Source organism: Streptomyces sp. NBC_00080 (assembly GCF_045041255.1).
Lineage (GTDB): Bacteria > Actinomycetota > Actinomycetes > Streptomycetales > Streptomycetaceae > Streptomyces > Streptomyces coriariae.
In genome coordinates this window covers 3,691,398-3,712,186 of sequence record NZ_CP108235.1, presented here as the reverse complement: position 1 = coordinate 3,712,186, position 20,789 = coordinate 3,691,398, and the positions used below count along the sequence as shown (strand labels likewise).

The following is a 20,789-nucleotide window of genomic DNA, read 5'->3' as shown; positions in this document are numbered from 1 at the left end:
CCCCCCGGGGCGTCCGGAGGGGCTTCCCTCCGGGCGCCCGCGCGCGTCCCGCCCGTCCCACACCCCTCACCCCTTCTCCCACGGTGGAGCACCACGCATGAAGTTCGGAATACGCATGCCCGGAAGACGGAGCCGCGACGCGGCTCTGCCGCCCGGCAGACGACTGCTCACACAGTCCCTGGCGCTGGCCCTGCTGGCGCCGCTCGGCCTCGCGCCGTTCGCCCAGGCCGCCGACGGCCCCGCCGGTCTGGGCCGACCCGGTCTGACCGAGGCACGGTCCGCCGAGGTCCGTGAGATCGACGAGCTCGGCGCGAAGAAGGCCCGCGCCAAGGTCGCCGAGGACCGCAAGGCCAACACCGCCCAGGCCCGGCGGGCCGCCGCCGAACAGAACGGCGCGGCCTGGCCCGCCCGCGGCGAGGCCACCGCGAGCCTCACCGGCGGCAAGGCCGCCACGGTCCGTCCCGGCGGCGTCCCGGTCACCGTCGACCCCGAGCCGACCGGCGCCGCCGAGGCCCGGGTCACCGTCCTGGACCAGAAGGCCGCCCGCGCGGCAGGCGTCACCGGTGTCCTGCTCACCGCCGAGGCCGACGCCGCCCGGAAGGCCGAACTCACCGTCGGCTACGGCTCCTTCGCGGCCGTCCTCGGTGGCGGCTGGAGCCAGCGGCTGCGCCTGGTCACCCTGCCCGCGTGCGCGCTGACCACACCGGAACTGGCGAAGTGCCGGGTCCAGACCCCGTTGCGGTCGGACAACGACCCCGCAGCCCGGACCGTCTCCGCCCGTGTCGCCGTGGCCGGGGCCGCCGACGGGCCGTCGACCCAGCTGGGCGCGGCCTCCTTCGGCGCGACCGTCCTGGCCGTCACCGCGGCGGGCGCCGGCGACGGCGCCTCCCCCAAGGGAGCCGGCAGCTACTCGGCCACCGAGCTGTCCCCGTCCTCCGCCTGGCAGGCGGGCGGCAGCTCCGGCTCGTTCACCTGGTCCTACGCCTTCACCGTGCCGCCCGCCGCGGCCGGCCCCGAGCCGTCGCTCGGACTGTCGTACGACTCGGCCGGCGTCGACGGGCGCACCGCGTCCACCAACAACCAGGGCACCTCGGTCGGCGAGGGCTTCTCGCTCACCGAGTCCTACATCGAGCGCTCGTACGGCTCGTGCGACGACGACGGCCAGAGCGATGTCTTCGACCGCTGCTGGACGTACGACAACGCCACCCTCGTCCTCGACGGCAAGTCCTCCAAGCTGGTCAAGGACGACACCAGCGGGGCCTGGCGGCTCAGCGGCGACGACGACGCGAAGGTGACGCGCGCCACCGGCGCCGACAACGGCGACGACGACGGCGAGTACTGGACCGTCGTCACCGGCAACGGCACCAAGTACGTCTTCGGCCTGAACAAGCTGGAGGGCGCCGCCGCCGACCAGCGCACCGACTCCACCTGGACCGTTCCGGTGTTCGGCGACGACTCGGGCGAGCCCGGCCACTCCGCCGGCACCGCGTTCGCCGACCGCCGCAAGACCCAGGCATGGCGCTGGAACCTCGACCTCGTCGAGGACACCGCCGGCAACGCGGCCACGTACTGGTACGCCAAGGAGACCAACTACTACAAGAGCAACAAGGCCACCAAGGCGTCCGCCGCCTACACCCGCGGCGGCTACCTCAAGGAGATCAGGTACGGCCTGCGCAAGGGCGCGCTGTTCACCGACGCCGCCGACGCCAAGGTCACCTTCAGCACCGCCGAGCGGTGCACGGCCGCGGACTGCTCCTCGCTGACCTCGGACACCGCGGACAAGTGGCCCGACGTGCCGTTCGACATGATCTGCACGCAGGACGACACGAGCTGCGACGCATCCGGCCCCGCCTTCTTCACCCGCAAGCGGATCACCGGCCTCGACACCTTCTCGTACAACGCCACCACGGCCGCCTACGACCCGGTCGACAGCTGGGACCTGGTCCAGGAGTACCTGGACGGCGGCGACATCGGCGACAGCTCCGACCAGGTGCTGACCCTGAAGTCGCTCAAGCGCACCGGAAAGGCCGGCGACGGCGCCGTCGCGCTCGAACCCGTGGGCTTCACCTACCAGATGCGCCCCAACCGGGTCGACGGCACCGACGACATCCTGCCGCTGAGCCGGCCGCGGATCTCCACCGTCACCACCGAGACCGGCGCCGTCACCGAGGTCACCCTGTCCTCGCCGGAGTGCGTGCGCAGCGAGGTCACGGGGGCCGCCGAGGACGTCAACACCCGATCCTGCTACCCGCAGTTCTGGAACATCAACGGCGCCGAGAACGCCTCCGTCGACTGGTTCCACAAGTACCGGGTGCTGGCCGTGACCGTCTCCGACCCGTCCGGTCAGAACCCGGCGGTCGAGTATGCCTACGACTACGCGGGCGCCGCCTGGCACCACAGCGACGACCCGTTCACGCCCGCCGCCGAGCGGACCTGGTCCGACTGGCGCGGCTACCGCCAGGTCACCGCGTACAGCGGCGCTCTCCAGTCCACCCGCTCCAAGACCGTCTCCCTCTTCCTCCAGGGCATGCACGGGGACAAGAAGAAGGACGGCACCACCAAGTCGGTGACGCTGGCCCCGCTCGCCGCCCCGGCCCTGGGCGCGGCCTCGCTGACCGACAGCGACCAGTACGCGGGCCTCACCCGCGAACAGGTCGTCTACGACGGCACCACCCCGATCAGCGCGACCGTCGAGGACCCCTGGTCCAAGGAGACCGCCCGGCAGAAGGTGAGCGGCGCGGGCGACCAGGTCGCCCGGTACGTGCGCACCGGCGCCACCACCACGTACACGTATCTGACCGGGGCCAAGGCCTGGCGGGCGCGGACCGTGGCCACCACGTACGACGACCACGGCATGACGTCGACCGTCGAGGACCGAGGCGACAACGCCAGGAGCGGGGACGAGACCTGCCGGCGCCTCTGGTACGCGCGCAACGACACCGCGGGCCTCACCAACCTGGTCTCCCGCACCCGCCTGGTCGGCAGGGCCTGCTCGGTGGCGGACACCACGCTGGACCTGCCGGCCGACGCCACCCGCCGCGGTGACGTGCTGTCCGACACGGCCACCGGCTACGACGGCGCGACCACCTGGACGGCGGGCATGCAGCCGACCAAGGGACTGGCGACCTGGTCCGGCCGGGCCAAGGCCTACACGGCCACCGCCCCCGCCTGGCAGAGGACCGGCACCGTCGGCTACGACGTGCTCGGCCGTCCGCTGAGCGCGGCCGGCGCCGACGACAGGATCGCGCCGGTCACCACCGCGTACACGCCCCCCACGGCCGGTCCGACGACCAAGCGGATCGTCACCGATCCCAAGACCTACAAGACCACCACCTTCGTCGACCCGCGCCGCGGCCTGGTCCAGCGCAGCTACGACGCCAACCTGAAGAAGACCGAGTTCACGTACGACGCGCTCGGCCGGCTCACCGGCGTGTGGCAGCCCAACCGCAACAAGGCGGCCGGCGACCGGCCCAACACCGCGTTCGCCTACCACCTCGGCAGCACCGAGCAGCCCTGGGTGTCGACCTCGACGCTGAAGAAGGACGGCACAAGCTTCAACACCGGCTACGCGATCTACGACGCGCTGCTGCGGCCGCTCCAGACCCAGTCGCCCACCCCCAACGGGGGGCGGCTGCTCACCGACACCCGCTACGACGCCCGCGGCCTCGCCTACGAGACCTACGCGAACATCTTCGACAGCAAGAACACGCCCGGCGGCACCTACGCGCGCGCCGAGTACGGCGGCGCCCCGGCGCAGACCGAGACCGTCTACGACGGCGCCGGCCGGCCCACCACCACCACGCTCTACGAGTTCGGCGTCAAGAAGTCCACGACGACCACCGGCTACACCGGTGACTCCACGGCGGTCTCCGCCCTCCAGGGCGGCTCCGCGGTCCGTGTCGTCACCGACGCGCGCGGCCGGACCGTGGAGTCCCGCGAGTACGCCTCGAACAACCCGGCCGACACCGGCTTCGGCACCGGCCCGGGAGCGTCGTACGCGTCGACCTCGTACACCTACGACCTCGACGACCGGCAGTCCACCATCACCGCCCCCGACCAGGCCAAGTGGTCCTACGGCTATGACCTGTTCGGCCGGGAGACCAGTGCCACCGACCCGGACCGGGGCCGCACCGACACCGGCTACGACGACCTCGACCGGGTCATCAGGAGCACGGACTCCGAGGGCCGCGCGGTCCTGACCGAGTACGACGACCTCGGCCGGACGACCGCCACCTGGGCGGGCACGAAGGCCGACGGCAACCTGCTCACCTCCTACGCCTACGACAGCGTCCTGAAGGGGCTGCTCACCTCCTCGACCCGCTACGTCGGCGGCAAGGCCGGACAGGCGTACACGAAGTCGGTCACCGAGTACGACGTCCTGGACCGGCCGGTGGCCACCCGGCTCCAGCTGCCCTCGGACGACCCGTTCGTGAAGGCCGGCCAGCCCGCCACACTGGACTTCAGCAGCTACTTCAACCTCGACGGCACCGTCCAGAACAGCAAGGAGCCCGCCCTCGGCGGACTGCCCTCCGAGATCGTCGACTACAGCTACAACGGCCTCGGCGGCCTCACCGGCATCCGCGGCAGCACCGGCTACCTGCTCGGCACGGACTACACGCCCCTCGGCCAGCCCCAGCTGCTGACGCTGGGCGCCGCGGACACGGAGGAGTTCAAGAAGGCCTACGTCAAGAACGAGTACGACGAGAGCACCGGACGTCTGACCCGCAGCCATGTCACGGACCAGACCCACCCGTACATCCTCCAGGACCTCAACTACGGCTACGACGAGGCCGGCAACGTCACCTCGATCAGCGACCCGGCCACCCTCGGCGGCGCGACGAGCGCGGAGACCCAGTGCTTCGCCTACGACGGCCACCGCAGGCTGACCGAGGCCTGGACCCCGGCCTCGCAGAACTGCGCCGACGCGCGCAGCGCCACGAGCCTGTCCGGTCCCGCGCCCTACTGGACGACGTACGCCTACGGCGAGACCGGGCAGCGGACCTCCGAGACGACGCACAGGAGCACCGGCGACACCAGGACCACCTACTGCTACAAGAAGACCACGCAGCCGCACGTCCTGACCGGCACCACCACCGGGACCGACTGCGCCACGCCGCAGCGCTCCTACGGTCACGACCTCACCGGCAACACCACCGGGCGCCCGGGCGCGTCCGGCGCACAGGACCTCGTCTGGAACGGCGAGGGCGAGCTCACCAGACTCACCCAGTCCGGCAAGGCCACCGACTACCTGTACGACGCGGACGGCACCCTGCTGATCCGCGCGGCCCAGGGCGGCGAGCGCGTCCTGTACGCCGGGGCCACCGAGCTGCACCTGCGGGCCGACGGTACGACGTGGGCCCAGCGCCACTACTCCTCCGGCGACGCCACGGTGGCGGTCCGCTCCAACGCGGGCGGCTCCCAGCAGCTGACGTACCTGGCGGGCGACCGCGAGGGCACCCAGTCCCTGGCGATCTCGGCGGACGGCACGCAGAGCTACGTCAAGCGGCGCTCGACGCCGTTCGGCGCGGAGCGCGGCAAGGCCACCGGCACGGGGACCTGGCCGGACGACCGGGGCTTCCTGGACAGGACCGCGGACGCCGGCACCGGCCTGGTGCACGTCTCCGCCCGTGAGTACGACCCCACCCTCGGGCAGTTCCTCAGCGTCGACCCGCTGCTGGAACCGGCCAACCCGCAGTCCCTCAACGGCTTCGGCTACGGCCAGGCCAACCCGTTCGCCTTCCCGGACCCGTCCGGGATGAGCAACCAGATCAAGTGCAGCAGCGACTGCAGCGACCAGGTCAAGTTCGTCGACTCGCACGCCGCACCCGCCTTCGGCTCCGGGAAGACGTACGCGGACATCTACCCGGACTACCCGAAGACGAAGGTCACCATCCAGGCCAAGCCGCCGGTCGGCCTCTCGGCCCAGGACCGGGCGGCGTTCGCCGCGGCACTGAAGATGGTCCAGTCGAAGAAGAACTTCTTCGGCAACGGCGCGGACACCCCCGACGGCATGGCCGCGATGAGCGAACTGTTCTGGGGCACGTACTGCGACAAGGCGAAGAGCTGCCCGAAGGACAAGCCGGACGCCACCCTGCTGTCCGACTTCGGGCTGCGCTCGTACGACACCGGCCTCGGCATGAAGGTGGAGAAGCAGGCGGCCGCGAGCGTGGTCGCGGGCATGACCTCGGCCAAGGCCATGCAGAACCTGATGGACCCGGAGCATGTGCGGGGCCAGACCCCGGAGTACATCGACGAGCTCGCCAAGAAGGCCGGCATGTCCTCGGAGCCGATGAACCCGCGGGCCGCCACCGGCGGCAAGGGCACGCGCTACTACCTGGCGGCCGACAAGGACGTCAACGTCTTCTACGAGATCGGCGACCCGGAGAACACCAGCAGCGAACGGGTGCACCAGGGCCCGTACGTGAAGTACCAGATCAAGGGAAGCGGAAAGGACGGCGCGGTCCGCGTCCCGCTGTCCGGCAACCCGTTCCCGACGGAGGGCGGCCGGGTTCCGGTCACCTCGGCGCAGAAGATCGCGGACTTCCTGCTCCGGGTTCGTTCCCGCGGGGCGGGTGGATAGGCTGTGGAAATGGCACAAAAGGTTGATGTGACCGGTTGGTCGGCCGCCGACTACCTCAAGGCGCTGGATCGCGGAACGAGCGGGATGTGGTCCGTGGAAGCGGCCGTCTGGCTGCTGGACCGCCATGGGGTGTGGCTGGACGACCCGCGGTTCCGTGCCTACGTGGACGTCACGCTGAACGAGCGCGCCGAGCCGTGGGCCGGAATCGACGTCCCGGGCGCCGGCTCCGCGATCGACGCGGGGGAGTTCGGTGAGTGGAACGAGGACGTCGCCGTGCTGTGCTTCGTCCTCAGTCTCTACGGGACATATCCCATTCCGCTGCGGTACACCTGCGAGAACATCTCCGAGGAGAATCTCGCGCTGATCGGCAAGGCCCTCTACCTGGCCTGCGGATACGACGAACCCAGCTGAGCGAGTGGCGAAGAGGGCCGGGCCCCGTCCTGACGGACGGGGCCCGGCCTTTCTGCGTGCCTTCTCTCCCACGCTGTGACACTTCTGCGCGGCCCGGCGCTGAATGACCGTGAGTGCGTGGCCGTGTTCGGACCCGGGGTCCGGCGGGGGAGTCGCGCGCCGGAACGAACTCCGCAAGAACGAGGACAGTCTTGGGCCAGGGAGGGGACCCCCGGCGCGCGCAGCCGTACGACGGGGAACTGGGCGCGGCCGTGACACGGGCCCAGGACGGCGACGAGGCCGCGTTCGCGGTGGCGTACCGGATCGTGCAGCCCGGACTGCTCGGCTACCTGCGCGGGATCGTCGGTGACGACGCCGAGGACGTGGCCTCCGACGCCTGGCTGGAGATAGCCCGGGACCTGGGGCGGTTCAAGGGCGACGGCGCCGGGTTCCGCGGCTGGACCGCGACCATCGCCCGGCACCGGGCCCTCGACCATCTGCGCCGGCTGCGGGTCCGGCCCCGGTCGGCGGTGCTGGACCAGGACGTCGTCCTCGACCTGGCCGGCCCGCACAGCACGCACGACGAGGCGCTGGAGTCGCTCTCCACCGAGCACGCCCTGGAGCTGGTCCGCGGGCTGCCGCGCGACCAGGCCGAGGCGGTGCTGCTGCGGGTGGTCGTCGGGCTGGACGGGCCCGCCGCGGCCCGCGTCCTCGGCAAGCGCCCCGGCGCCGTCCGTACGGCCGCGCACCGGGGCCTCAAGCGGCTGGCCCACCAACTCGGTGCCGCGAGCGCGGGCGAAGGTGTGACGGATGGCGGCCCCCGAACGCTGGGGGAGTCGACATGAACGGCGCGGGCCGCGGACCGTATGGATCGGTGGCGGGCCCGGCCACCAGGTCGAACGGCCTGAACGGACGGACGCGACAGAGGCGGAAACGGACATGGGTGAACGGCTGAACGACGGCGCGGGCCACAGCCGTCGCCGCACACACCCCGTGGACGCCGCTGCCGACCACGAAGCCGCCACCGACACACCAGGAGCGGCGACACCCCTGCTGGAGGCGCTGCTCGTCCAGGTCCTGAGTTCTCAGGCCCTGCGCGCCCAGGGCCCGCGCGGGCCCGGCGACGGCGAGCGGCGGGCCGTCGCCGCCTTTCGGGCCGCCCGGGACGCGGGTGCGCACAAGGCCCGTACCCGGCGCCGGGACGACTGGCGGCCCAGGGCCGGTCGGCACACGGTCCGCTCGCTGCGGGCCACGCTCTCCGTGCTGGTCGCCGGACTCGCCCTGGGCGGGGTCGCGTTCGCCGCCGTCGGGTCCTCCACGGACGGCGTCGCCGGTGGCGGGGGTCGCCCCGAACCGGCGGCGACCGCGACCGGGGCCGGGGCCGGGTCCGGGTCCGCCGACACCGAATCCGTGAGCCCCCGGCCGCCCGCCGCTGCCACCGACCGGGACCGTCCCGTGAGCGCCGAGGACATCGACGCGCACTGCCGTGCCTACGAGAAGGTCCTGGGGCGTGGCAAGGCGACGGACTCCACCGCCTGGCAGCGGCTCGTGACCGCGGCGGGCGGAGCGGAGAACGTCGTGGCGTACTGCGAGGCGGCGGCAGCGGCGGCAGCCACATCGGAATCGGGATCGGGATCGGGATCGGCCGGGGGCGGGCCGAAGTCCGGCACGGGCCCGAAGGCCGACAGGACTGCGGAGGTCGGTTCCGGGGGCGGCAAGACACAGAAGGCCGAGCCTGCTCCGAAGGCCGGGAAGACACCCGGGGCCGGGCAGAGGGCCGAGGCCACCAAGGCCGCCAAGAGCGGGGCCGGGAGCCAGTAGCCGGTTGCCGCCAAAGCAACGGCCGAGGCCGCCACCCCCCACAGGAGAGGCCCCGGCCGTCGCGCGGCACGGGCCGCGCGGCGGCCCGTACTCCCTACAGCGCCATGAGTGCGTTTTCTGTCACACCCCGCGCGCGCCCGCTCGCGTCACGAGTTAGTTGCATGTTCTACGGACATGGACGTGCGGCGGTTTCAGGTCGTAACGTGCCTTTCGCGCCGGACGGCCAAGCGGCAGACCACCGCAACGACCTGCGGTCCAGAAAACCGTGCACCATCGACCGAGGAACCACGACGTGGGGGACGACGCGGAGCTGACAGCCGCGGTGCTCGCGGCACAGAACGGGGACGAGACCGCGTTCCGGACTGTGTACCGCACGGTGCACCCGCGGCTGCTCGGGTACGTACGCACGCTCGTCGGCGACCTCGACGCCGAGGACGTGTCCTCCGAGGCCTGGCTCCAGATAGCCAGGGACCTGGAGCGGTTCAGCGGCGACGCCGACCGTTTCCGCGGCTGGGCCGCCCGGATCGCCCGCAACCGCGCGCTGGACCACATACGCATGCGCGGCCGGCGCCCGGCGACGGTCGCCGACGAGACCGAACTGACCGGCCGCCCCGCCGAGTCCGACACCGCGGGCGAGGCCATGGAGGCGCTGGCCACCGGCCGCACCCTGGATCTCATAGCCCGGTTGCCGCAGGACCAGGCCGAGGCCGTCGTGCTGCGGGTCGTCATGGGTCTGGACGCCAAGACGGCCGCCGAGACGCTCGGCAAACGGCCCGGTGCCGTGCGTACGGCCGCGCACCGCGGCCTGAAGAAGCTCGCCGAACTGCTCGGCGACGACCCGGAGACGGCCGGCGCGCTCGAGGCACTGCCGTCCCAGCGAGAACCGCGCTCGCGCGCGGTGACGTCCGCCGGTGTGACGCATACGTGCGCGCGGACGCAGAAGGACATGTGATGGCCGACAAGCAGGACAGGTGGCTCGATCGCGAAACGGCGGAGCGTCTGCTGCGCGGTGAGTCACCGGACAACGCTGTCGACGCCGTCGATGCCGTGGCCCGGGAAGAGGCCGAGCGGCTCGCCCGGACCCTCGGCGCGCTCGCCGCGCTGGCCGCCGAGCCCCTGCCCGCCGACGAGGAACTGCCCGGTGAGGCCGCGGCCCTGGCCGCCTTCCGCAAAGCTCACGCGGACCGCGCCGACCTCGCGGGACGGGCCGGTCGGGCCGGCCTCGCCACGGATCCCGCCGGCCTCGACGGTGGGGTGACGGCCGGCGCCACCGGTCGGCTCCGGGCCACGCACGACGCCGACGCGGTACTGGTGCGCATCGGCGGTCGTGTTCCGGAAACCGGGCGTCCGGCCCGGTGGAGCCGGCCCGTACGGCTGGGGCTGGCCGCCGCGCTCGTCGCCGGGATGGTGGGCGGGATCGCGGCCGGGACCGGTGTCCTGCCGACTCCCTTCGACGGCGCCGAACCCGCCCGTCCCGTGGCATCCGTCTCGGCCCCCGTGCCCCCGGACGAGCGCGCGCTCGTACCGCCCACGCCGGAGGCCTCGGGCGGCGACGAGGACCCGGCGACTCCGGACGGCGGCGCGGGCGCCACCGGCCGCGAGGACGCCGGGAACGGGAAGGCGGACGGCGCGCCCTCGGCCGCCCCGGACCCCAGCGGCACCTGGCCCCCCGGCGTGGCCTCGTCCTGCCGCGACCTGAGCGCCGGCCGCACCCTGGACACCGAGCGCCGCCAGAGCCTGGAGCACCTGGCCGGCGGCCCGAAGCGCGTGCCCAAGTACTGCGCGGGCGTCCTCGACGGCACCGCCGCCGGAAACTCCCGGGGTGACGACCGCACTCCGAACGGCGCCACCGGCCGGGACACCGGAAAGAACCAGAGCGACCGCGGAGGCCGCGGCGGCGCCACGGGCGACAGGTCCGGTTCGGGCGACAAGGGCGGCTCCGACGACGACGGCGACGGCGACGGGGGCCGTGATCGTGATCGTTACGGCGACCGCGACCGCGACCGCGACCGGGGCCGTGGCCACGGTGGCCGTGGCGCGGGACACGGCGGCGGCGGTCACGACGGTGACGGTGGTGGTGACGGCCGGGATCGCGGCGGCTCCGGCCATTCCGGCGGAAACTCGTCTTCTCACCGCCACTGACCTGCGGTTTCGCGGATCGCCGAAGTTTCTTCGCCAGGGGTGTGACGTTTTCGGCGGCCGGAGCGCAGTAAGAAGTGAGCCGACTGGTCATCGGCCCTTGCACAGAGCCGGGGTTCCCCCCGTACTTCCGGCTCGTGCGCTCGGCGCGGGCGGGACACGTTCCCCCGGTCCCGCTCGCGCCCCAAACACCTCACACCGCTCCCGCGCCGCCGCGCTCACCAGGACACGACGACCTTGTCGCCGTTCCTGACCTGGGCGAAGAGACTCGCGATCGCCGACTCGTCCCGCACGTTGACGCATCCGTGCGAGGCCCCCGCGTAGCCGCGGGCGGCGAAGTCGGACGAGTAGTGCACCGCCTGCCCGCCGCTGAAGAACATCGCGTACGGCATCGGTGAGTGGTAGAGCGTGGACACATGGTCGCGGGACTTCCAGTAGACGTGGAACACACCCTCCCGGGTGGGCGTGTACTGCGAGCCGAAGCGGACCGACACCGTCGTCAGGGTCCGGCCGTCGACCATCCAGCGCAGGGTCCTGGTCGTCTTGTCGATGCACAGCACCCGTCCGGACAGGCAGCGCGGATCGGGCGCGGCGGCCGGCTGGCCGCCCATCGGATACAGCTCCCACTGCCCGGGTTCACGGGTCATCCTCAGCAGCCGCTGCCAGGTGACGGTGTCCGTCCGCCCCGTCACCGGCAGCCCGCGCTTGCCCTGGAAGCCCTTCACGGCCTCCTCGGTGACCTCGCCGTACGTGCCCGTGGGCCCGTCGAAGAGCCAGGCGATCTGGCGCAGCCGGGCCTGGAGCTCGCGGACGTCGCGTCCCTTGGCGCCGCGCGACCACAGGACGGCGGGAGGCGGGGCACCGGTGGCCGGGGCGCTCGGCCTGTCGTCGGTGGTGGTCCGGGCCGACGCCGACGGCGAGGCCGACCGGCCGACGTCGGAAGGCACGGGCGCGCGCGCCGTTCCGTCCCGGTCAGGGTCCTGCACGCTACAGCCGCACACCGTCACCAGAGCCGCCGTGCCCGCCAGGACGGCGATCGATCTCCGCATCCGCATGCCTGAGATGTTCCCCCGGGATGACGCCTCGCGAACGGACCGGCATTGTGGTGACCGGTACCGCGAACAGTCTGTGAGGAAGGTCCCAGCGTGGTCCTCTGCGCCGGCTGCGCGCGTGCCGATACAGTCCGTCGGACGATCGGACCGTACTGACGGGTAACCTACGGGCCGGTCGCACAGGTGACCGGTAGGTGACCCGAGTGGTCGAAGCAGCGGGTATTGCTCTGCGGGAGGCATCACACCCATGACGCGTGAGTCGGAGTCCGGACTGCCCATCGAGCCGGTGTACGGGCCGGAGGACCTGGCGGGCTGGGACCCGGCCGGGCAGCTGGGCGAGCCGGGCAAGTACCCCTTCACCCGGGGCGTCTACCCGTCGATGTACACCGGCCGCCCCTGGACCATGCGCCAGTACGCGGGCTTCGGCACGGCGGTGGAGTCCAACGCCCGCTACCAGCAGCTGATCGCCAACGGCACGATGGGTCTGTCGGTCGCCTTCGACCTGCCCACCCAGATGGGCCACGACTCCGACGCGCCGATCGCGAGCGGCGAGGTCGGCAAGGTGGGCGTGGCCATCGACTCGGTCGAGGACATGCGGGTGCTGTTCGGCGGGATCCCGCTGGACAAGGTGTCGACGTCGATGACGATCAACGCCCCCGCGGCCCTGCTGCTGCTCATGTACCAGCTGGTCGGCGAGGAGCAGGGCGTCCCGGCCGACCGGCTCACGGGCACGATTCAGAACGACGTGCTGAAGGAGTACATCGCGCGCGGCACGTACATCTTCCCGCCGAAGCCCTCGCTCCGGCTGATCGCCGACATCTTCAAGTACTGCAAGGCCGAGATCCCGAAGTGGAACACGATCTCGATCTCCGGCTACCACATGGCGGAGGCGGGCGCGTCCCCGGCGCAGGAGATCGCCTTCACCCTGGCGGACGGCATCGAGTACGTGCGTACGGCGGTGGCGGCGGGGATGGACGTGGACGACTTCGCGCCCCGCCTGTCCTTCTTCTTCGTGGCCCGCACGACGATCCTCGAAGAGGTCGCGAAGTTCCGCGCCGCGCGCCGGATCTGGGCGCGGGTGATGCGGGAGGAGTTCGGCGCGAAGAACCCCAAGTCGCTGATGCTCCGCTTCCACACGCAGACGGCCGGCGTCCAGCTGACGGCCCAGCAGCCGGAGGTGAACCTGGTCCGGGTCGCCGTCCAGGGCCTGGCCGCGGTCCTCGGCGGCACCCAGTCCCTGCACACGAACTCCTTCGACGAGGCGATCGCGCTGCCCACGGACAAGAGCGCGCGTCTCGCCCTGCGCACCCAGCAGGTGCTGGCCTACGAGACGGACGTGACGGCGACCGTCGACCCCTTCGCGGGCTCCTACGTCGTGGAGAAGATGACCGACGACGTCGAGGCGGCGGCCGTCGAGCTGATGAAGAAGGTCGAGGACCTCGGCGGCGCGGTGTCGGCCATCGAGCACGGCTTCCAGAAGAACGAGATCGAGCGCAGCGCGTACCGGATCGCCCAGGAGACCGACTCCGGCGAGCGGGTCGTGGTCGGCGTCAACCGCTACCAGCTCGACACGGAGGAGCCCTACGAGCCGCTCCGGGTCGACCCGGCCATCGAGGCCCAGCAGGCCGAGCGGCTCGCGAAGCTGCGGGCCGAGCGCGACCAGGGGGCGGTGGACGCGGCTCTGGACGCCCTGAGGAAGGCGGCCGAGGGCGAGGACAACGTCCTCTACCCGATGAAGGACGCGCTGCGGGCCCGGGCGACGGTGGGCGAGGTGTGCAACGCCCTCCGGGAGGTTTGGGGGACGTACGTGCCGTCGGATGCGTTCTGAGCTGGGCGATTCCCTTGAATGGGTGATCGGGGGCGGAAAATGCCCGCTCGCGGCTACTCTCGTGAAGAGTGCTCCCGAAAGGAGGTTGCCGTGGCTGTGATAGAGCGCGAGATGACGATGGCTGAGGCCGCCGACCGTATCTCCACCTGGCTGCCCGGACACCGCGTGGAGATCATTCGAGGGAGCATCATCGTGTCACCGCCGCCGGATGAGCCGCATCAGGGAACGGTGTTCGAGGTTGGCTACGAGTTCCGGCGGGCCGGGGCCAAGGAGGCCGGTCTCAAGGTGCGCCCGGGTATCGGCCTGTGGTTGCCGTCCGGGCCGGCGGATTATGCGATTCCGGACTTGTCGATCGTCGAGTCTGACATCGGTGACGCGCTCGTACGGAAGAACCGCTATGCCCCACACGTCTTCCGTATGGTGCTGGAGGTGACCTCCTCCAACTGGTCCGACGACACGCTCAGCAAGCCGGAGGTCTACGCCGAGGCCGGTATCCCCGTCTACGTGGTGGTCGATCGCGAACACGACGAAATCCTCCTCTACACCGCCCCGGCCGACGGCAAGTACCCCGACCCCCTCCGCTACCGGCGAGGCCAGGCCGTCCCCGTTCCCGAGTCCGTCGGTGTCGCTCTCGAGCTCTCCGTCGACACCCTCCTCGACGGCGACGACTAGCCGAGGCCGACCCGTGCGCGGTAGGACGCGAGGCCGTCCTCCGCGGCGCCCGCCCAGCCCACGTAGCCGTCCGGGCGGACCAGGAACACGCCGTCCGTCAGGGTCACCAGGGTCCAGTCCGGGCCCCTGAGCCGGTCGAAGAGACGGACGCCGTCGACCGTCAGGTCCGGGACGCGGTCACCGGCGGACAGCGGACCGGGGTTCTTACGGGTCTCCTCGCTCAGTGACGAGTGCCGGTAGTGCAGGCCCAGTTGCCGGGTCGACGCACCCCGCCTCGCCTCCTCGCGGTGGATCGCGGTGGAGAGGCCCAGCACGTGCTCGGCGACGGGGCGGCGCTCCTCCTCGTAGGTGTCCAGCAGGGCTTCCGGAGCCCGCCCGCCCAGCACCGCACCGAGTTTCCAGCCCAGGTTGTAGGCGTCCTGCACGCCGATGTTCAGGCCCTGGCCGCCGGCCGGGGAGTGGACGTGGGCCGCGTCGCCCGCCAGGAAGATCCGTCCCTCGCGGAAGCGGTCGGCCAGGGCGGCGCGCGGGTGGAAGTCGGACGCCCAGCAGAGTTCCGTCACCGCCCCGGGGGCGAGGTGGGTGCACTCCGAGACCAGCTTGCGGACGCCCTCCAGGGAGAGATCCGGATCCGTCCCGCCGGGGAACCGAGCCACCAGCTGGAACTGGTCCGTCCCGGCCAGCGGGCACAGCGCCAGGAAGTCCGAGTCCGGCCCGCTCGGCGGGAACAGATGCCACCATGTCCGGTCCAGGTCGGGGATCCGCACGTCCGCCACCAGGGCCGCCCCCGGGTCGAGCGTCTCGCCCCTCATCTCGATGCCGAGCGCGCGGCGCACCGCCGAGCGGCCGCCGTCCGCCGCGACGGCGTACCGGGCGCGGACCGGCTCGCCGGAGGCGAAGTGCGCCGTCACGCCCTCGGTGTCCTGCTCGACCCGTACCACCTCACGGCCGAAGGCCACGGTCCCGTCGAGTTCCGTCAGCCGTGCCAGCAGGATCTCCTGGTTGCGCCACTGCGGGACCATCCAGGGGACGGTGAAGCGGCAGTCCTCCTCGCCGTCCTCCGCCGGGTCGAACATCGCGTGCTCGCCGACCTGCTCGCCGCCCGCCCAGACCATGCCCACCGGGTACACGCCACCGGCGGCGAGGATCTCGTCGAGGACGCCGAGATCCTCGTAGACCTCCATGGTGCGCGGCTGGAGGCCCTTGCCGCGGGAGCCGGGGGAGAGGGTCTCGCCGCGTTCCACCACCAGCGCGTGCACGCCACGCCGGGCCAGGTCGATGCCGAGGGCGAGGCCGGTGAGACCCGCGCCGACGATCAGGACGTCCACTTTCATATCCATGCAATTCCCCTTAACGCCGTTAAGTGCCGCCGACCACGAGAGTGTCGGCGAAGGCGGGCGCGGAGATGTTCGAGGATTTCGACCGGCAGTTCGGGGAGGGGCTGGAGATCATCGTGGCCGGAATCGCCGCGCGGTACGGGGTGCGGCAGGCCCGGTAGCCATCGCCGGCCGGCCGTGGCGCGAGCCGGAGCCGTCCGTCGATTCACCGCATTGCGGCACTCATCGCACGTTCTCATCACGTTCACATCGCGCACCTAGTTTCGCCGAATGCCTGACATATCCAGCCGGGTGCAGGAGTCCCGCGTGCCCCGTCAGCGGGGTGGCGCCGCGCTCGTCTCTTATGTACTGCCCGTCTTCAACGAACAGGACGGGATCCGCCACTTCCACGAGGAACTCGTGGCGGCACTGCGCGAACGCCCCGAGTACACCTTCGAGTTGGTGTACGTCGACGACGGCTCCGCCGACGGCACGTCGCTCATCCTGGAAGACATCGCGAAGAACGACCGGCGCGTCCGGGTCGTCGACCTCGCACGCAACTTCGGCCACCAGATGGCCATCACGGCCGGTATCGACGAGGCGCGCGGCGACGCCGTGATCGTCATGGACACCGACCTCCAGGATCCACCGAAGGTCAGCCTCCGGCTGATCGACGCCTGGCGGGACGGCGCGGAGATCGTGCACGCCCGTCGGCGCAGCCGTCAGGACACGCTCTTCAAGCGGGCCACCGCGCACGCCTACTACCGTCTGCTGCGGTCCTCCACCGAGGTGGACATCCCGCTGGACACCGGCGACTTCCGGCTGATGGACCGACGCGCCGCCGAAGAGCTTCGACGCTTCCGGGAGCGCAGCCGGTTCGTGCGCGGCATGGTCGCCTCGATGGGCTTCCGGCAGAGCGAGGTGCACTTCGACCGCGACGAGCGGTTCGCCGGCGAGACCAAGTACCCGCTGCGCAAGATGGCGCGTCTCGCCATCGACGGCCTGACCGGCTTCTCCACCGCACCCCTGCGGATGATCACCAAACTGGGTTTCGCGGTGCTCGCGTTCTCCCTCGTCGGCATCTGCTACGCGCTCGGCATGAAGGTGCTGCGGCCCGAGATCACGGTCTCCGGCTGGACGATGCTGATGGTCGTCGTGCTGTTCCTGGGCGGTGTGCAGATGCTGTCGCTCGGCGTGCTGGGCAGCTACATCGGACGGACGTACAACGAGGTGCAGGGGCGGCCCCTGTACACCGTGCGGCAGGTCATCTCGCACGACTCGGAGGCCGGCGGTGACGGCACCGGCCATGGCGACTGAGGACACGGTGCGGGCCGGCACCCGTACCGGCGCCGACGCCCCGGCCGGCACCGGCATCCCGCAGGGCACCGGCATCCCGCAGGGCACCGGCATCCCGCAGGGCACCGGCACCCGCGACCTCCGGCAGCTGATCACCTACGCGCTGGTCGGCGGCAGCGGCGTCCTCCTCGACCTGGGCGCGTTCCTGCTGCTCTACAACGTGGTCGGCCTGCACGAGCAGGTCGCCAACGTGCTCTCCACCAGCCTCGGCATCACCAACAACTTCGTCCTGAACGCCCTGTTCACCTTCGGCAAGCGCGACCGTCTGCTGCTGCGCTATCTGCGCTTCTACGCCGTCGGCCTGACCGGTATCGCCCTGACGTTCGTCCTGCTCGCGGTGTTCTCCCGAGGGCTCGGCATCGATCCGAACCTGGTGAAGGCGGGCTCGCTGCCGTTGGTGCTGGTCTTCCAGTTCGCGCTCAACAGAAAGTGGAGTTTCGCATGAACCTCGGCGTCATCGGCGCGGGAGCGACCGGCCTCACCGCCGCGTACGACGCGGTCAAGCAGGGCCACGCGGTCACCGTCCTGGAGGCCGCCGACGAACTCGGCGGGCTCGCCGCGTCCATTCCCGTCGGGGGAGTGCCGCTGGAGCGCTACTACCACCACATCTTCCGCAGCGACCGCTCGATGATCGAGCTCATCGAGGAGCTGGGCCTGGGCGGCTCCTTGCGCTTCCACAAGGCCACCACCGGTGTGTTCCGGGGCGGGCGCGTCCACCCCTTCAGCACGCCGCTGGAGATGCTGACCTCCCCGCTGTACGGCCTGCCCGCCGGTGTCCGCTTCGGTCTGTCGTCGGCCTGGCTGAAGATCGTGCGTGACGGGGAGCGGTTCACCGACCGCACCGCCCTGAGCTGGCTGCGCAAGTGGGCCGGGCGGCGCGCCACCGAGGCCGTCTGGGAGCCGCTGCTGCGCGGCAAGTTCGGCGACCGCGCCGACCAGGTGTCCATGGCCTGGCTGTGGGCGCGGGTCCACTGCCGCACCTTCGAACTCGGGTATATGGACGGCGGGTTCGAGCGGGTGTACGCGACGCTCGCCGACCGGATCGCCGAGCGCGGCGGCAAGGTCGAGTTCGGCAAGCGGATGGAGACGATCCGTCAGGACGGCCGCGACGGGCAGGTCACCGTGCGCACCGCCGACGGCGCCTCGTACGCCTTCGACCATCTGATCGTCACCACGGCGCAGCCCGCCTTCGCCAAGGCCGCCGACGCGCCGGCCGACGACGCCGTCTGGCGCAACCAGTACCTGGGCGCGACCTGCTTCGTGCTGGAGCTGGACCGCAGCGCCATCCCGTACTACTGGCTCAACATCAACGAACCCGACTTCCCCTTCCTGGCGGTCGTCGAGCACACACGCATGATCGACCCGGCGCGCTACGGGGGCCGTCACATCCTCTACGTGGGCAACTACGTCGAGCGTGACGATCGGCGCTTCACCACCGAGCCGGCCGAGCTGCTGGAGCGGTTCCTGCCGTGGCTCCAGCGGGTGAACCCGGAGTTCGACCGCTCCTGGATCCTGGACTGGCACTTCTCGCGGGCGCCCTTCGCCCAGCCCGTGGTCACGCCCGAGTACAAGGCGCTGATCCCCGGCCACGAGACCCATCTCAGCGGGGTGACCCTCGCGACGATGGCGCAGATCTACCCGCAGGACCGGGGGCAGAGCTACTCGGTGGAGCTGGGGCACAAGGCTGCGCGCATCGCGGGAGTGGCCTGACCGGGCCTTGCCGCACACAGGACGGGCCCCGGCGGGGAGTTCACCGCCGGGGCCCGTCCTGTGTGCCGTGCCTGCCTCAGCGGCGCGCGGTGCACACCACGAGCTGCCGCCCCTCCGGCTTGGGGCACGCGTACGCCCTGCGGATGTCGGCGGCGATCCGCGGGTCGATGATGCCGAGCGACAGCCAGCCGGGCTGGTAGACGGCGTAGGCGGCCGGGTGCTCCTGTGTGACGCAGCGCACGTTCTCCCGGGTCGACTCCAGCGAGGGCACGTCGGTGAGCTGCTTGGGCACGTTGAAGAAGGTGGGGAAGGGATACCGGCAGGCGGTCGGGTGGCCTATGTAGTACGCCTGCTGGCCGAAGGTCAGATACAGCACGGGCGCGCCGTCCGGGAGCCGGGCGTCCACCTGCTCGGCCGCCGCTCGCGCCGACCGCGCCTGTTCCTTGAGCTCCGCGTTGGTCGTGACGATCCGCCCCTCGATCACGCGGACCCCGGACAGCGGCCACACGGTCGCGGCCAGGCACACGACGACCGCGAGGACCGGCAGGGCGACCGGAACACGGAGGGCGCGCGGACGCGGTGCCCGTACCCACAGCAGATCCACCGCCCCGGCGAGAAGCGCCGCCGCCGAGGCCAGCCACGCGACGACGTCCGTGTCCACGTCCGCACGGACGAGGGCGAGGAGCGGGGCCAGTGCCCCGTACAGAAGGGCGAGCACGGTCAGGCACAGCGGAGGCCGGCCGTGTGCGCCGTACCAGCGGCCGATCGCGAGAGCGGTCAGGGCCGCGGCCACCACCGGCAGGCTCTCGCCGTGGTAGGCGAACCAGTTGCCCTGGTAGACCACGACGGCCAGGCCGACGACCAGGAGCAGCAGCGTGACGAGCACGGCCTCGACGCGCTGCCGGCGCGACGGAAGGGTGGCGGCGAACAGCAGCAGCGCGCCGGGCAGCAGCGCGAGCACCGGCGTCAGCGCGATCCGGTCGCCCAGGTAGTCGGCGGTCCGCAGCAGCAGGTCCGACACGACGATCGGGTCCTTGCCCAGCGCGTGCGCGTTGATGTGCGGCATGTCGCGCAGCCACTGGAGTTCGCGCGAGCCCGACCAGGCGCTGACCGCGAACAGCAGGCCGGTGCCGACGGCGGTCGCGGCGGCGAGCAGCAGGCCCCGTACCCGGTCCACGGCGAAGACCACGAGGAGCGCCATCGCGGCGGTGCCCGCGGTGGAGAACTTCATCAGCACGGCGAGACCGAGCGGCAGCGCGCCGAGCGCTGCGGCCTGCCAGCGGCCGCGGACACCCAGCGCGGCGGCGACGCCGACCGTCGCGAAGACGATGGCGAACCACTCCGGCTGCAGGTAGTCGATGACGGGCGCGAAAGCCGACGTGAGGGCGATCAGGCCCGAGACGAGCAGCGCGTCCCGCTCGGGCATACGGCGGCGCAGGGTCCGGTGCATCAGCAGACCGGCGGCCGCGCACAGGGCGATGCCGATGAGCCGCAGGAGGGCCTCGCGCACCGCGTTCGAGCCGCCGGTGACGGAGTCCAGACCGTCGAGCAACCAGCGGTAGAAGAAGGGCCGGTGGGCGAATATCTCGGACGGGGAGAGCCCGCTCGCCCCCGTCGTCCGCAGGGCGGCGAGTACATAGCGGATGTCGAGAAAGACACCGGCGGTGAGGGTCGTGTAGATCAGCAGCGCGGCGGTGGTGAGGGCGGTGGTCCACCCCGCGGGAGAGGCGAGGCGCAGCCGACGCGACGCCGGTCCGTGCGGACTCCGCCCGCGCCGCTCGGCGGGTGGAGGTGCGGTGGATATGTCGGTCACGTGCGCGAACGTAGCATCGAATTCCGCGAGAATTACGGGGTGATGAAAAGGGGAGGCGCCGGCTCACCCGTTCTTCATCTGCCATTTCCCGACCCGATCCGGATGTCACGCC

The 20,789-nt window shown here is 71.7% G+C and carries 15 protein-coding genes; 12 read left to right on the top strand and 3 right to left on the bottom strand.

The features are described 5' to 3' along the window. Positions 1–97: 97 nt before the first annotated feature. The 6 genes from OHU34_RS16320 to OHU34_RS16295 all read left to right on the top strand — a co-directional run bounded on the left by OHU34_RS16320 (position 98) and on the right by OHU34_RS16295 (position 10,933). Positions 98–6,580 carry an RHS repeat domain-containing protein gene (locus OHU34_RS16320; RefSeq protein WP_230194831.1) on the top strand — a complete coding sequence of 2,161 codons (6,483 nt, stop codon included), beginning with the start codon at positions 98–100 and terminating at the stop codon, positions 6,578–6,580. 9 nt (positions 6,581–6,589) lie between these two features. After that, positions 6,590–6,991, top strand: coding sequence for a hypothetical protein (locus tag OHU34_RS16315; protein ID WP_142265859.1), 402 nt, complete (start codon positions 6,590–6,592; stop codon positions 6,989–6,991). A 191-nt stretch (positions 6,992–7,182) separates the two neighbouring features. Next, on the top strand, positions 7,183–7,815 hold the full coding sequence (locus OHU34_RS16310; RefSeq protein WP_405766939.1) for an RNA polymerase sigma factor: 633 nt from the start codon (positions 7,183–7,185) through the stop codon (positions 7,813–7,815). Between the two features lie 94 nt (positions 7,816–7,909). Beyond that, positions 7,910–8,791 (top strand): hypothetical protein, encoded by an 882-nt coding sequence (locus OHU34_RS16305; protein ID WP_405766937.1) that lies wholly within the window; start codon positions 7,910–7,912, stop codon positions 8,789–8,791. Between the two features lie 292 nt (positions 8,792–9,083). Next, positions 9,084–9,743: an RNA polymerase sigma factor gene (locus OHU34_RS16300; RefSeq protein ID WP_142265862.1), complete on the top strand. Its 660-nt coding sequence runs from the start codon at positions 9,084–9,086 to the stop codon at positions 9,741–9,743. Next, positions 9,743–10,933 (top strand): hypothetical protein, encoded by a 1,191-nt coding sequence (locus OHU34_RS16295; RefSeq protein ID WP_405766934.1) that lies wholly within the window; start codon positions 9,743–9,745, stop codon positions 10,931–10,933. The genes OHU34_RS16300 and OHU34_RS16295 overlap by 1 nt, the downstream gene beginning before the upstream one ends. 215 nt (positions 10,934–11,148) lie before the next feature. On the opposite strand, the gene OHU34_RS16290 is transcribed toward OHU34_RS16295, so the two are convergent. Continuing rightward, positions 11,149–11,985 (bottom strand): L,D-transpeptidase family protein, encoded by an 837-nt coding sequence (locus OHU34_RS16290; RefSeq protein WP_372481706.1) that lies wholly within the window; start codon positions 11,983–11,985, stop codon positions 11,149–11,151. A 244-nt stretch (positions 11,986–12,229) separates the two neighbouring features. Here OHU34_RS16290 and OHU34_RS16285 point away from each other — a divergent pair, with 244 nt between their 5' ends. Together OHU34_RS16285 and OHU34_RS16280 are read left to right on the top strand one after the other, a co-directional pair. Continuing rightward, positions 12,230–13,810 carry a methylmalonyl-CoA mutase gene (locus tag OHU34_RS16285; protein ID WP_142265866.1) on the top strand — a complete coding sequence of 527 codons (1,581 nt, stop codon included), beginning with the start codon at positions 12,230–12,232 and terminating at the stop codon, positions 13,808–13,810. Positions 13,811–13,900: 90 nt separating this feature from the next. Then, positions 13,901–14,482 carry a Uma2 family endonuclease gene (locus OHU34_RS16280; protein WP_200839941.1) on the top strand — a complete coding sequence of 194 codons (582 nt, stop codon included), beginning with the start codon at positions 13,901–13,903 and terminating at the stop codon, positions 14,480–14,482. Here the strand turns inward: OHU34_RS16280 and OHU34_RS16275 are convergent. After that, positions 14,479–15,816 (bottom strand): FAD-dependent monooxygenase, encoded by a 1,338-nt coding sequence (locus OHU34_RS16275; protein WP_405772271.1) that lies wholly within the window; start codon positions 15,814–15,816, stop codon positions 14,479–14,481. The genes OHU34_RS16280 and OHU34_RS16275 overlap by 4 nt on opposite strands. 29 nt (positions 15,817–15,845) lie before the next feature. Between OHU34_RS16275 and OHU34_RS16270 the strand changes: the two genes are divergently transcribed. From OHU34_RS16270 to OHU34_RS16255, 4 genes are all read left to right on the top strand, one after another. Continuing rightward, positions 15,846–15,980, top strand: coding sequence for a TetR/AcrR family transcriptional regulator C-terminal domain-containing protein (locus OHU34_RS16270; RefSeq protein ID WP_230194827.1), 135 nt, complete (start codon positions 15,846–15,848; stop codon positions 15,978–15,980). A gap of 109 nt (positions 15,981–16,089) precedes the next feature. Then, positions 16,090–17,115, top strand: coding sequence for a glycosyltransferase family 2 protein (locus OHU34_RS16265; protein WP_200839781.1), 1,026 nt, complete (start codon positions 16,090–16,092; stop codon positions 17,113–17,115). Next, the gene (locus OHU34_RS16260) at positions 17,105–17,599 is read left to right on the top strand and encodes a GtrA family protein (protein ID WP_405766932.1); all 495 of its coding nucleotides are present in this window, start codon (positions 17,105–17,107) and stop codon (positions 17,597–17,599) included. Before OHU34_RS16265 ends, OHU34_RS16260 begins: the two co-directional genes overlap by 11 nt. Then, on the top strand, positions 17,596–18,864 hold the full coding sequence (locus OHU34_RS16255; protein WP_142265868.1) for an NAD(P)/FAD-dependent oxidoreductase: 1,269 nt from the start codon (positions 17,596–17,598) through the stop codon (positions 18,862–18,864). Before OHU34_RS16260 ends, OHU34_RS16255 begins: the two co-directional genes overlap by 4 nt. Before the next feature lie 76 nt (positions 18,865–18,940). On the opposite strand, the gene OHU34_RS16250 is transcribed toward OHU34_RS16255, so the two are convergent. Continuing rightward, on the bottom strand, positions 18,941–20,677 hold the full coding sequence (locus tag OHU34_RS16250) for a hypothetical protein (RefSeq protein ID WP_405766930.1): 1,737 nt from the start codon (positions 20,675–20,677) through the stop codon (positions 18,941–18,943). Positions 20,678–20,789: the final 112 nt, after the last annotated feature.

What these genes read in the sequence shown, in the direction of transcription:
- OHU34_RS16320 (WP_230194831.1), top strand. Translation starts at nt 98, where the DNA reads ATGAAGTTCGGAATACGCATGCCCGGAAGACGGAGCCGCGACGCGGCT.
- OHU34_RS16315 (WP_142265859.1), top strand. Translation starts at nt 6,590, where the DNA reads ATGGCACAAAAGGTTGATGTGACCGGTTGGTCGGCCGCCGACTACCTC.
- OHU34_RS16305 (WP_405766937.1), top strand. Translation starts at nt 7,910, where the DNA reads ATGGGTGAACGGCTGAACGACGGCGCGGGCCACAGCCGTCGCCGCACA.
- OHU34_RS16295 (WP_405766934.1), top strand. Translation starts at nt 9,743, where the DNA reads ATGGCCGACAAGCAGGACAGGTGGCTCGATCGCGAAACGGCGGAGCGT.
- OHU34_RS16290 (WP_372481706.1), bottom strand. Translation starts at nt 11,985, where the DNA reads ATGCGGATGCGGAGATCGATCGCCGTCCTGGCGGGCACGGCGGCTCTG.
- OHU34_RS16285 (WP_142265866.1), top strand. Translation starts at nt 12,230, where the DNA reads ATGACGCGTGAGTCGGAGTCCGGACTGCCCATCGAGCCGGTGTACGGG.
- OHU34_RS16275 (WP_405772271.1), bottom strand. Translation starts at nt 15,816, where the DNA reads ATGAAAGTGGACGTCCTGATCGTCGGCGCGGGTCTCACCGGCCTCGCC.
- OHU34_RS16265 (WP_200839781.1), top strand. Translation starts at nt 16,090, where the DNA reads ATGCCTGACATATCCAGCCGGGTGCAGGAGTCCCGCGTGCCCCGTCAG.
- OHU34_RS16260 (WP_405766932.1), top strand. Translation starts at nt 17,105, where the DNA reads ATGGCGACTGAGGACACGGTGCGGGCCGGCACCCGTACCGGCGCCGAC.
- OHU34_RS16255 (WP_142265868.1), top strand. Translation starts at nt 17,596, where the DNA reads ATGAACCTCGGCGTCATCGGCGCGGGAGCGACCGGCCTCACCGCCGCG.